General features: G+C 42.5%; 15 protein-coding genes. All 15 read right to left on the bottom strand.

Annotation, left to right across the window (positions count from 1 at the left end):
* Positions 1-11: 11 nt before the first annotated feature.
* Positions 12-1,337: a diaminopimelate decarboxylase gene (gene lysA / locus FBF75_RS13455; protein WP_008344445.1), complete on the bottom strand. Its 1,326-nt coding sequence runs from the start codon at positions 1,335-1,337 to the stop codon at positions 12-14.
* Positions 1,338-1,452: 115 nt separating this feature from the next.
* Complete coding sequence (locus FBF75_RS13450) at positions 1,453-2,925, bottom strand: spore germination protein (protein WP_007501043.1); 1,473 nt, start codon at positions 2,923-2,925, stop codon at positions 1,453-1,455.
* A complete protein-coding gene (spoVAEA, locus tag FBF75_RS13445; RefSeq protein ID WP_007501044.1) occupies positions 2,879-3,487 on the bottom strand; it encodes a stage V sporulation protein SpoVABEA in 609 nt (202 codons plus the stop codon). The genes FBF75_RS13450 and spoVAEA overlap by 47 nt, the downstream gene beginning before the upstream one ends.
* Before the next feature lie 6 nt (positions 3,488-3,493).
* Positions 3,494-3,844 carry a stage V sporulation protein AE gene (gene spoVAE, locus FBF75_RS13440; protein WP_007501045.1) on the bottom strand — a complete coding sequence of 117 codons (351 nt, stop codon included), beginning with the start codon at positions 3,842-3,844 and terminating at the stop codon, positions 3,494-3,496.
* The gene (gene spoVAD, locus FBF75_RS13435; protein ID WP_008344437.1) at positions 3,844-4,860 is read right to left on the bottom strand and encodes a stage V sporulation protein AD; all 1,017 of its coding nucleotides are present in this window, start codon (positions 4,858-4,860) and stop codon (positions 3,844-3,846) included. The genes spoVAE and spoVAD overlap by 1 nt, the downstream gene beginning before the upstream one ends.
* 12 nt (positions 4,861-4,872) lie before the next feature.
* On the bottom strand, positions 4,873-5,325 hold the full coding sequence (gene spoVAC / locus FBF75_RS13430) for a stage V sporulation protein AC (RefSeq protein WP_024718929.1): 453 nt from the start codon (positions 5,323-5,325) through the stop codon (positions 4,873-4,875).
* A gap of 20 nt (positions 5,326-5,345) precedes the next feature.
* Positions 5,346-5,762: a stage V sporulation protein AB gene (locus FBF75_RS13425; protein ID WP_007501049.1), complete on the bottom strand. Its 417-nt coding sequence runs from the start codon at positions 5,760-5,762 to the stop codon at positions 5,346-5,348.
* Complete coding sequence (locus FBF75_RS13420; RefSeq protein ID WP_046343891.1) at positions 5,752-6,372, bottom strand: stage V sporulation protein AA; 621 nt, start codon at positions 6,370-6,372, stop codon at positions 5,752-5,754. Before FBF75_RS13420 ends, FBF75_RS13425 begins: the two co-directional genes overlap by 11 nt.
* 114 nt (positions 6,373-6,486) lie before the next feature.
* Entirely contained in the window at positions 6,487-7,254 is a 768-nt protein-coding gene (gene sigF, locus FBF75_RS13415) for an RNA polymerase sporulation sigma factor SigF (RefSeq protein ID WP_007501051.1), read from the bottom strand.
* A 12-nt stretch (positions 7,255-7,266) separates the two neighbouring features.
* Complete coding sequence (gene spoIIAB, locus FBF75_RS13410; protein WP_007501052.1) at positions 7,267-7,707, bottom strand: anti-sigma F factor; 441 nt, start codon at positions 7,705-7,707, stop codon at positions 7,267-7,269.
* Positions 7,704-8,057 carry an anti-sigma F factor antagonist gene (gene spoIIAA / locus FBF75_RS13405; RefSeq protein WP_035390726.1) on the bottom strand — a complete coding sequence of 118 codons (354 nt, stop codon included), beginning with the start codon at positions 8,055-8,057 and terminating at the stop codon, positions 7,704-7,706. The genes spoIIAB and spoIIAA overlap by 4 nt, the downstream gene beginning before the upstream one ends.
* Positions 8,058-8,214: 157 nt before the next feature.
* Complete coding sequence (locus FBF75_RS13400) at positions 8,215-9,369, bottom strand: D-alanyl-D-alanine carboxypeptidase family protein (protein ID WP_201297801.1); 1,155 nt, start codon at positions 9,367-9,369, stop codon at positions 8,215-8,217.
* A gap of 159 nt (positions 9,370-9,528) precedes the next feature.
* Positions 9,529-10,341, bottom strand: a complete 813-nt coding sequence (locus tag FBF75_RS13395; RefSeq protein WP_019743098.1) for a purine-nucleoside phosphorylase — start codon at positions 10,339-10,341, stop codon at positions 9,529-9,531.
* An 11-nt stretch (positions 10,342-10,352) separates the two neighbouring features.
* The gene (gene deoB, locus FBF75_RS13390; RefSeq protein WP_135226723.1) at positions 10,353-11,537 is read right to left on the bottom strand and encodes a phosphopentomutase; all 1,185 of its coding nucleotides are present in this window, start codon (positions 11,535-11,537) and stop codon (positions 10,353-10,355) included.
* A 153-nt stretch (positions 11,538-11,690) separates the two neighbouring features.
* Complete coding sequence (gene xerD / locus FBF75_RS13385) at positions 11,691-12,581, bottom strand: site-specific tyrosine recombinase XerD (RefSeq protein ID WP_007501057.1); 891 nt, start codon at positions 12,579-12,581, stop codon at positions 11,691-11,693.
* Positions 12,582-12,584 lie beyond the last annotated feature (3 nt).

Raw genomic sequence — 12,584 nt, 5'->3', positions numbered from 1 at the left:
GGCAGCTTTTTTTAAGTCGATGATTTCACTTTTGATTGATAAGGTAAATCCAATTTGACAATGTCCTCATATGTCTCACGCTCAACGACAAGCTGCGCTTCCCCATCTTCTACAAATACTACAGCCGGGCGCGGGATGCGGTTATAGTTGTTTGACATGCTGTAGCCATAAGCTCCTGTACAAAAGACAGCTAACAAGTCTCCCTGTGATAACTCTGGCAGATCAATATCCCAAATGAGCATATCTCCACTCTCGCAGCATTTCCCTGCAATGGACACAGTTTGATCATGCGTTTGGCTCATTTTATTGGCGCTCGCTGCTTCATATTTTGCTTGATATAAAGCAGGTCGAATGTTATCACTCATTCCGCCGTCAATGGCTACATAATCGCGAATGCCAGGTACATGTTTGGATGAGCCGATCGTATAAAGAGTGGTTCCCGCATCTCCAACAAGTGAGCGGCCTGGCTCAATCCAAATTTCAGGCATCTCAAATTCATAGCGGGCTACATTTTCTTTCACCGCTTGAATAATTTTCTCCACATATTCAGTCGCAGGCAGTGGCTCATCCTCTTCTGTATAACGGATGCCAAAACCTCCGCCTAAGTTCAGCACTGTGGAAATAAAGCCAAATGATTCTCTCCATTCATCTAGCTTCAAGAAAATCTTATCTGCCGCAAGGACAAAACCAGCCGTATCAAAAATTTGTGAGCCGATATGACAATGAACACCTAAGAGCTCGATCACTTCTGATTTAAGCACTTGTTTCACCGCTTCGTCTGCTTGTCCATTATGAAGATCAAAACCGAATTTTGAATCTTCTTGACCTGTTGTAATGTAGTCATGCGTATGTGCTTCGACACCCGGCGTGATGCGGAGTAGTACTTTCACCTGTTTTGACAGTTCTTGACCAAGCTGTTCAATGAGCGTCATTTCATAGAAATTATCAACGACAATACAGCCAATTCCGTGCTCTAGTGCCATCTTTAATTCTTCTCTGCTTTTGTTGTTACCATGGAAATGAATTTTTTCTACTGGAAACCCGGCACAAATGGCTGTGTGCAGCTCCCCGCCTGAAACGACATCAAGTGATAAGCCTTCTTCTTTTGCCAGCTGGAACATGGCAATAGAAGAAAACGCCTTACTCGCATATGCCACCTGAGCCTTTAGTTCTTCTTCAATAAATGCTTTCTGAAAGCTTTTTGCACGCTCCCGTATTAAAGCCACATCATATACATAAAGTGGTGTCCCATACGTTTCAGCTAAAGAAACGGCATCAACACCACCAATTTCTAAATGTCCGAGTTCATTTTGTCTGCAAGTGCCGTGTAAATACAATGTCATTCCCTCTTTCTCCGCCTCGGCTGAAAAAAGACAGCTGCACAAGCTGCCTTTTGCCGTTTCTCAAAGTTAAAAATACAATATCACAATCTTCAGCCACTTTCAACGAGCGTTAAGAATTTGGCGGAATTTTTGATCTGTTCTGAGGGTGAACGATGCTTGGCCTTACTTTTGAGCCAGGAACAGACGTCCGAATGAGCACTTGCCATAAAGCCTTTCCATTAAAAGGAATAAACGGCCACATATAAGGCGTCTGTAAGGAACGAATGGATGTTAAATAAATAAGTAACAGCGTAAAACCGATGATCAATCCATTCAGCTTAAAGATCGCTACTAGTGCTAATATGATCAGTCGGATGATTTTATTAGCGACACTCAGTTCATAACTTGGAGTGGTGAATGTGCCGATGGCTGCTAGCGAGACGTATAATATGACCTCTGGTGTAAATAAACCGACATCAATTGCAATTTGTCCAATTAAAACGGCCGCAATCAAGCCCATGGCAGTCGACAAGGCGGTCGGCGTATGGATCGCCGCCATTCGTAAAAATTCCACCCCAAAATCAGCAAGGAATACTTGGAGAATGACAGGGATATGAGAAGGTTTGTTAAATCCAATATAGCTTAGATTGTCTGGCAGAAGATTCGGTTCTAGAATAAAAAGAAACCAGATCGGCAAAAGAAAAGTAGAACATAAGATGCCTAAAAAACGCACCCATCTTAAAAAAGTCCCAACTGCTGGCGCCTGGCGGTATTCTTCAGCATGTTGAACGTGATGAAAAATAGTGGTTGGTGTAATGATGACACTAGGAGATGTATCCGTAATGATGATGACATGCCCTTCTAATATATGGTTAGCGGCTACATCTGGGCGCTCGGTGTATCGCACAAGCGGGAAGGGATTATATCCTTGCTTAATGATAAATTCTTCTATTGTTTTATCAGACATCGTCAGTCCGTCAACTTTAATCCCAGACACTTCCTTTTCGATAATATCAACAAGATCAGGATCAGCAATGTCTTCAATATAACAAACACAGACGTCTGCTTTAGAGCGCTCGCCTACTTTAAGCATTTTGTATCGCAGTTTTTCATCCCGCACTCTTCTGCGAATGAGTGCTGTGTTCACAATGATGTTTTCAACAAAGCCGTCTCTTGCACCTCTGACAACCTTTTCTGTATCCGGTTCCTCCGGCATTCTGCCAGGGTAGCTCCTGACATCAATAATAAATGCGTAATTTTCACCTTCGACAACGACTGCCACAAGTCCAGACAGCACTTGATCCACTGCCTCATCAAGCGTTTCAACTTTTGAGACTTGCTGATTGACAAGACGGTTTTCTACCACACGTGCAAGATCATCTGATTCAGGTTCGTTGTCATTGATTTCAATCAGTTCTTTTAATAAATAGATCACATATTGTGTATCACATAATCCATTTACATAGTAAAGCTGGATTTCCTGATCATGGACATAAATTTTCCGAACGCCAAGGTCAAAGCTAAGACCCATCCCGACATTGTCTTTGAAAAAATCTTCATTTTTCTTCGGATCTCGGTACACGTGCACCTTGTCTTTCTTCATGGAAACCGCTCCTTTCTAAAATTAATTCGACTGCCTTCATTGTGATGGGGGACCCTTTGCTTAGATCATCTTTCCGTCCCATCTTGCCAATATCTCCAATGCCGACAACAATCGGAAGCTGTAGTGAATCGAGACAATACACTGTATCTCCACTCATTTTGTGTGGTTCCATTTCTGGAAGTCCATGTTTGTCAACGCCGTATTCTGTCAGTTCACCTTCCCGGTCAATGGAGACATGTACCTTTGTCCATTCCGCTTGATGGGTTTTAGATGCCACTGCAATGGCGCCAATCACTTCAATTTCAGGGTGACGTGCTACGTGCTTCATCGCCGTCTCCCCTGTTCCTTCACCTGTTAAGCCAGAATCATCAAACATGACAAACACTGGGTCATACGGCGTTTTCAAAATCATCTGGACCAGTTCTGGTCCTGTTCGTTTGCTCGGATTCCCTTTTGAGCTGGAAATACATCTTCCGCCGACTTTCTTTGCGACAAGCTCAATCGTTTTGGCAGCATATATATCTCCGTCTGTCACTAAAATGACTTTGCGTCTTTGCCCCATATTAGGTTATCCTTTCGGTTTAAAGATAAGTGCAATGATAAATGAAAATAAAATCGCAGCTGATATTCCAGCAGAGGTTAACTCAAAAATTCCAATTCCAATTCCAATAAATCCGTGGACATCAGCCTGATGCATCGCCCCATGAAGCAAGCTATGACCAAAGCTTACGATAGGGACGGTAGCACCCGCTCCTGCAAATTCAATAAACTTATCATAAATACCAAACCCGTCTAAAATCGTCCCCGCCACAACAAAGGTGGTCATGACATGTGCCGGTGTGAGTTTCAGTACATCAAGTAAAAGCTGGCCGATCACGCAAATCAGTCCGCCTGCAACAAAAGCAATCAAATAATCCATTAGCTTTCTCCTCCTGCACGCTCAAATACAACTCCATGCGCAATGGTTGGAATGGTCTCTTTTTGCTGAACCATCATTGGGCTGAGAAGCGCCCCGGTTGCCACAACCAATACTCTTTGCAAATTCCCTGCTTTCATTTCTTGAAAGATGTGACTGAATGTCACGACAGCTGAGCAGGCACAGCCGCTGCCTCCAGCGAATACATTTTGATCAGGTGTGTATATGATTAATCCGCAATCATCATGCTTCCGTCCAAGCTGAATGCCATCTTCTTTGAGAAGATCCTTTAAAATAGGCGATCCAATTCCAGATAGATCTCCTGTTAAGATGAGATCATAATCATCTACTGTTCTTCCTAAGTCTTCTAAATGTTGTTTGATTGTGTCTGCCGCTGCAGGCGCCATAGCCGAACCCATATCGAATGGATCTGTAATCCCAAGATCCATCACCCGTCCGACGGTGGCACTTGTAATTTGAATTTGGGAAGGTTCTTGGCTGATGACGACAGCACCGCTCCCTGTCACTGTACTTGTTGCTGTATCGGGTTTTTGCCCGCCATATTCTGTTGGATTACGAAATTGCCGCTCTGCTGTCGCGTTGTGACTGCTTGTGGCAGCAAGCGCTCTATTGGCAAAGCCACCATCTACTAGCGCTGAGGCAATGGCGACTGATTCCATTGATGTGGAGCAGGCACCAAATAAACAAAGAAACGGGATTTTAAGTTCTCTTGCCACATAGTTGGCTGTCACGTTTTGGTTCAGTAAATCTCCTGCCAGCAGAAGGTCAATATCACTTTTTTGCAAATTCGCTTTTGATAAGGCCATTGATATGGCATCATCCATGAGCTGCCTTTCAGCCATTTCCCAGTTCTTTTGATAACAGTGCATTTCATCATAGGTTTTATCAATGAGATGACCGATTGGGCCTTCTTTTTCTTTCGGTCCTGCAGCTGTTCCTTCCGCATTCACATAAAGCTTGTGTTCAAATACCCAAGATTGCTTACCTGTTAGTTTCACGTTTTATTCCTCCTACGAAAACATCTTTTCCAAGACGTATCGAATAATCCCTACGACATATGCCGAGACGACACCAAACACAATGACGTTCCCAGCCAGTTTAAACATGTTGGTCGCTACACCTAACACAAGCCCTTCACTTTTATGCTCGAGAGCCGCACTTGTCATGCTGTTTGCAAATCCTGTCACCGGGACAGCTGATCCCGCTCCAGCAAACTGGCCGATTTTATCGTAAATACCAATACCAGTTAAAATAGAAGAAATTAAAATAAGGGTCGCCACCGTTGGATTCCCTGCTGTCTTCTCATTAAAATCAAAAAAGGTAATATAGAAATTTTGCAATCCCTCGCCTATCGCACAAATCAAACCGCCGACAAGAAAAGCCTTGATGCAGTTTAGTACATAAGGAGGTTTCGGCTGATACGTTTTCACTTTAGATGGATAATTCTCTTTTAAACTTGACACTTGTTGTTCCCTCCACATCTTTAAATATAAATAAGCCAATGAAATAGCGAGCCAAACACCTTCCCTAAGACGATGGCCATGAGCAGCAGCACAATTTTCCCGTCCATTCCAATTCTTTTCGTTAAGATAGGAAGTACATTTAACACTTCAGTGAGTGCAGCTGCAAGCATGCCGACAAAAATGCCAGATAAAAGACCGATCGGAAGCGCCAGCCATTTGGATAAATGCAAATGGACTTGACTTAAAGTAGCCCAGCCGCCAACGACCGCTCCACTTATCACGGCAGCCTCATATCCTTGAATAAAACGCTGCGTTTTCGTTAATTGCATTAATCGAGGGATAATACCAAGCACTGTGAGAAACGCCACAAATCCTGCCCCTACCGTTAAACCGCCGCCGAGCCCAACAAGCACCACAAAAAGCCATTTACCGATCATGGATATCTTTCAATGTTTCTTTGTTTTCATTGAGTGCGACATAATGATCAAGATCGAGCTGATATTTAAACATTTCCACTTCAAGCGGACTTGGCTCTTCGTTTAAACGCTTTTTAAACACATGATTGAAAAATAAAATCATGCCCAAACCGAGTCCAAAGCTATATGGAATTTGTAATAAATAAGGATGCTCAACCGTGTTTCCAGTAATCATCTCGTAAAGGCGGATATGAACAAGTCGCATACTAACATCCTCATGGAAATTCATGATGGCAAGGGCCGCTCCGACAAATAAGAGGAGCCATACAAACACGAATAATACGGGGGACAGTTGGCGTTTGCCTGTATCAATTTCAACAATGGCCTCTGAGCCTCCAACCGTTTGAATGTCGATGTCAGGCCACGCTTTTTTGATCGTTTTGACCACATGCATGATATCTAACACAACGATGTGACGATCCTTTTTGCTGACATGGTATATCGGCATTTTGCTCAGCTTTTGCACAGCACTGTCATCTCCAGTGATTTGGGCAATATCCTCTAAATAGATAAGCTGATCATTACCAGTCTTAATCCGATGGCGCAGCCGAATAAAGATTTGTCCGTCCATCCAAGTCACTTCCTATACGATGGGTTAAAAATAGTATGTGGTGAAAAATGGTTCTCATACTGAAAGAACTTAATTTACCGGTAATTACCACACAAAAAAAGCCAGCCAAATTGGCTAGCTGTCTTTTTGATCCATTTGCATTTGGATTTGTTTTAAAATCTTCTTTTCAAGCCGTGAGACTTGCACTTGGGAAATTCCGAGTCTTTCTGCTACTTCTGATTGTGTTTGGTCTTTATAATACCTTAAATAGACAATCAGTTTCTCACGCTCTTCTAATTCTTTAATCGCCTCTTTTAGCGCAATTTTATCAAACCATCTTTCTTCTGAATGATCGGCAATTTGATCGAGCAACGTAATCGGATCACCGTCATTTTCATACACGGTTTCATGAATAGATGATGGTGAGCGGACCGCTTCTTGAGCAAGTACGACATCCTCAGGTGTGATGTCCAGATATTCAGCGATTTCCTGAACAGTCGGCATTCTGCCATGAGATTTAGACAATTCGTCCCTTGCCCGCCTGATTTTATTTCCAAGTTCCTTTAAAGACCTGCTGACTTTGACGGTTCCATCATCACGAATGAAACGCTGAATTTCACCAATGATCATTGGAACGGCATAGGTCGAAAACTTCACATCATAAGACAAATCAAATTTATCAACAGATTTCAGCAGGCCAATACAGCCTATTTGGAACAGATCATCTGGTTCATATCCTCTATTTAAAAAGCGCTGAACAACGGACCAAACAAGACGCATGTTTTTTTCTACGAGGAGGTCTCTTGCTTGTTGATCTCCGTCTTGGCTTTTTTTGATGAGCTGTTTCACTTCATCATTAGACAGCTGTGCTTTTTTTGCTTGCTTTTTTACCTCCACATCCATATGAGCAGCTCCTTAATTACAAAGCGCTTTGCTTTTTGATAGATGCTTTGTTAAGCGGATCGTTGTGCCCATTTCTGGAGATGAGTCCACCATGACATCATCCATAAAGTTCTCCATGATCGTAAAACCCATCCCGGAACGCTCTAAGTCTGGTTTCGTCGTAAAAAGCGGCTGCCTTGCTTCCTCAAGATCTGAAATGCCCATACCTTCATCTCGAATCGTCAGATACACAATATGGTCATCCAGCGTGACGCTAATGTGCACCTTGCCGTCTGGATTCCCGTCATACCCGTGAATGATTGAGTTCGTGACCGCCTCTGATACAACGGTTTTGATTTCTGTTAGCTCATCTAATGTTGGATCGAGCTGAGCGATGAATGCTGCCACCGTTACTCTCGCAAAGGATTCGTTTTGACTTAAAGCAGAAAAAGTCAGATTCATTTCATTTGTCATGATGCCACCCCCAATGTTTGCAGCGCAGTTTGCTCTGAAGGCTCCATACGAATAATTTTAAACAAGCCGGACATATCAAATAAACGGTTCACCGCTGGCGAGATCGCACAGACGACCATTTCACCGCCAAGTTGTTTAATTTCTTTGTATCTTCCTAAAATCACTCCGAGCCCAGAGCTGTCCATAAACGATAAATCAGCTAAATTCAGCACGATGTGGCGAATGTCCTCTGTTTGCAAATAATTCGTCACCTTTTGTCTCAATGTCTCTGCGGAGTGATGATCCAGCTCCCCTGTCAACCGAATGCAAAGTACGCTCTCTTTTATTTGAAAATCAATACCAAGGCTCATCTTTTCTTCCTCCTTGCTCTATTTTCGGATAAAGAATGTTTCTCTTTCTTCACATGCAAATCCTTCACCATGACAAAACTAGTGATCATTCGTCACATTTAGATGTTCTTTTCGTTCATAGCAAAAAAGACTGCCAGTTGCAGCAGTCTTTCACCTTTTACTTCCATTTAACAAATTCGGCCATCGCCCGTTTGAAGAACGTCCAAACACCGGCTTTTTCCATATCTTCTTTCGCTTCAACAGGACTTTCATGAAGCACTTTTCCATCTTTTTTCAAGATGATGGTGCCAAGTTTCGTTCCTTTTGAAAATGGGGCTGTGACATCTTGAGTTAATTTAATTTCTTTTTTGATCTGATCGACATTTTCGCCTTTTTTCGTTAGAAGAGAAATCGGTTCAGACGTGACAAGCTGAATTTTTTTCTTTTTCCCTTTGCTCACTTTGATCTCTGCTACGTCTTGACCACGCTTGTACAAAGGATGCGTTGTATATTGACTAAAAGCGTAATCCAGCATTTTGACGACTTGGGCATTTCTGTCTTTTGGTGTACTTGCGCCGAATACAACAGCAATGACGCGCATGTTCCCTTTTTTAGCGGAAGCCGTTAGACAGTATTTTGCCTCGCCTGTAAACCCTGTTTTCACCCCATCCACACCTGGATAAAATTTAATGAGACGGTTTGTATTCACAAGCCAGAATTTTTTATCCGTGTTCTGACGAAGATAGTCTTCGTATACACCTGTGAACTTGGTGATTTCTTCATATTTCAACAGCTCTTTCGCCATTTTTGCCATATCATGAGCCGTGCTGTAATGATCTTTTTCAGGAAGTCCTGTTGGATTTTGAAAGACTGTCGAGGTGAGCCCAAGCTCTTTTGCCTTTTTGTTCATTTGCTCAACAAACTGTTCTTCAGATCCAGCAATATGTTCTGCCATGGCAACTGAAGCATCGTTTCCTGACGCAATCGCAATGCCTTTTAGCATGTCTTTAACCGTCATTTCTTCTCCCGGTTCAAGGAAAATTTGTGAGCCTCCCATAGATGCTGCATGATCGCTCGTTCTTACTTTATCAGTCATTTTTAATTTCCCTTGATCCATCGCTTCCATGATGAGAAGCATCGTCATGATTTTGGTCATACTTGCAGGGGCAAGCTTTTCATCACTGTTTTTGTTGTAAAGCACTTTTCCCGTGTCACGTTCCATTAAAATCGCTGATTTGGCTTCATGCGCCAATTCTGATGTTTGTTTTTCTCCTGGCTTTTCAATCTTTTCCTTTGCCATCGCTGATGGTGAAACCATTGAGATAAGGATCATTAAAGTAAACAATGCACATATATGACGTTTCAAGTGGCAAACCTCCATTATCGTAATCCTTTCTATTTTTTCCTCATAAAGGCTGTTTTATTCAGAGATCGTTTGATTGCCATAAAAAAAAGCCCTCTGTTTCATGAACAGAAGGCTTTTTCACACGATCTATGAGAGTTGTTTGACAACTTCTTTCACTAAATCAAGGAAACTTGCTTTCACTTTTTCCGTCACTTCGATCACTTCATCATGAGAAAGCGGCTGATCTAAAATACCTGAAGCCGCATTAGAGATGCATGAAATACCAAGTACTTTTATGCCTGCATGACGTGCCACAATCACTTCTGGCACAGTCGACATACCGACTGCATCAGCGCCAAGCGTTCTGAGGAAACGAACCTCTGCCGGTGTTTCATATGAAGGACCTGTCATTCCTGCATAAACGCCTTGCTGCACAGATATGCCTAAATGTTTAGCCGTTTTCTCTGCAAGTGCCAGCAAATCTTTATCATACGGTGCAGACATATCAGGGAAACGAACCCCTTGACTGTCGTTTGGTCCAATTAACGGATTGGTCCCCATCATATTGATATGATCTGTAATCAGCATAAGATCGCCAGGATGGAAGGATGTATTCACACCGCCCGCTGCATTTGTCACAATACATGTCTCAATGCCGATTTCTTTCATCACACGGACAGGAAATGTCACCTGCTTCATATCATACCCTTCATAGTAATGGAAACGTCCTTGCATGGCACAAACGACCGTGCCTTTCAGCGTTCCAATGACGAGCTGCCCTGCATGCCCTTCTACTGTTGAAACAGGGAATCCAGGAATATCTTCATATTTCAATTTGATTGGATTTTCAATCTCATCGGCTAAAATGCCAAGACCTGAACCTAAAATCAATCCAACTGTTGGTACATATGTCGATGCTTGTTTAATATATGCCGCCGCTTCTGAAAACTGTGCTCCCACGTGATTTCCCCCTATTTGAGTTTAGATAAAAAGCTTGTGCCGTATTTTGGCATCGTTGTCTTGAAATTGTCTGCGACCGTTGCCCCAAGATCAGCAAATGTTTTCGCTGTTGGCAGCTCATTCGCTTCTTGATGCTTTTTGCTGTAAGCAATAAGCGGAACGTATTCTCTTGTATGATCTGTTCCGTGATGAACCGGGTCATTTCCGTGATCTGCTGTGATCACAAGCAGATCATCCTCTTTTAATAGATCAAACACTTCAGGTAGACGTGCGTCAAATTCCTCTAGTGCCTTACCGTAGCCTTCTGGATCTCTTCTATGTCCGAAAAGCGCATCAAAGTCGACAAGATTTAAGAAGCTCAGCCCAGTAAAGTCTGTCTTCAGCGTCTCCACTAGCTTGTCCATTCCATCCATGTTGGATTTCGTTCTGAGTGAAGAGGTGATTCCTTCACCATCATAAATATCAGAGATTTTTCCGATCGCAATGACATCAAGTCCATCATCTTTCAATTCATTCATGACGGTACGGTCGAATGGTTTTAATGCATAGTCATGACGATTTGGTGTTCTAACAAATGCCCCCGGCTCCCCGACAAATGGACGAGCGATGATGCGCCCTACCATATATTTTTCATCTAAAGTCAGTTCACGTGCGATTTCGCAAATGCGGTAAAGTTCGTCTAATGGCACAACTTCTTCGTGTGCAGCAATTTGCAGCACAGAATCTGCTGAAGTATAAACGATTAAATCGCCTGTTTTCATGTGCTCTTCGCCAAGCTCATCCAGAATTTCTGTACCAGACGCTGGTTTATTTCCAATGATGCTGCGCCCTGTTTTTTCTTTTAATTCATTTAACAGTTCATCTGGAAAGCCGTCTGGAAAGACTTTAAATGGTGTGTCGATGTAAAGACCCATGATTTCCCAATGTCCTGTCATTGTGTCTTTCCCATTGGATGCTTCTTGCATTTTCCCATAATACGCAAGCGGTTTTTCGTCCGCTGGAATTCCTTTAATTTCTTTAATATGACTTAGCCCAAGCTTCGCCATATTCGGCATATGAAGCCCGTTCATTTTTTCAGCAATATGTCCAAGTGTATCTGCACCTACATCATTAAAATCAGCAGCATCAGGTGCTTCCCCGATTCCTACTGAATCCATCACAATGAGGAAAATACGTTTATACTGATAATCAGGCATAAAAAAGCGCCTCCTTCAATATTCTTGTCCTTTCACCTTTCACAACTGGAGAGGTCAGACATCTCAAGTATAAACCGTTTTCAAGTCAATTGACAACCATAAACGGTCCAAACATAAAAAAGCATGATACACGTTCACCGTGCCATGCTTTACTTATGCCCTTGGATGGAATTTGTGATACACGTCTTTTAATCTTGTTTTTGTGACATGTGTGTAAATTTGTGTAGTAGAAATATCGGCATGTCCGAGCATTTCCTGTACGGCTCTAAGATCCGCACCGTTTTCAAGCAAATGTGTCGCAAATGAATGTCTGAGCGTGTGAGGCGTCAATTCTTTTTGAATACCTGCTTCTATGGCTCGTTTCTTTAAGTTCTTCCAAAAGCCCTGCCGCGACATTTTTTTTCCGTGATGATTCAGAAACAAGGCATCGGCCGGCTGTTTTTTGAGCAGCTTGTTTCTTCCTTTTTCTATATACACTTCAATCGCACTTGCAGCAGCTTCACCAATAGGCACGATCCGCTCTTTTCTTCCTTTTCCAAAACAGCGGATAAACCCCATAGTCAGATGCACATCCGCAAGAGTCAGATCAAGCATTTCACTTACGCGAATACCTGTTGCATATAAAAGTTCGAGCATGGCTTTGTCACGGTAGTCAAATGGTGTTTGCTGCTTAGGTGTATCGAGCAGCTTTTCTACCTCATCTAATGATAGAACTTTCGGTAATTTCCGCTCTGTTTTTTGTGATTCAATGTTCCATGACGGGTCATCTGTTGTCACTTTTTCACGGAGCAGAAATTGATGAAAGGAGCGTATCGATGATAGATGACGGACGGACGTTTTACTCGATTTCCCCTCGTCTTTTAACTGTTTTAAATAATGAATAATATGAAGGCGTGTGACGTCTTTTACATCTGTCAATTGTTCATGCGTCATTAAAAAAGACAAATAGTTCTGTAAATCTCTTTTATAAGAGACAATGGTATTTTCAGAGAGTCCTCTCTCTACTGTCATAAAATGAATAAAGTCGGATAATTGATCCTTCAATGG

This window comes from Bacillus sp. S2(2019) (assembly GCF_005144805.1).
In the GTDB taxonomy this organism is placed as follows: Bacteria; Bacillota; Bacilli; order Bacillales; family Bacillaceae; genus Bacillus; species Bacillus altitudinis.
This window is presented reverse-complemented; position numbering and strand designations above follow the sequence as displayed.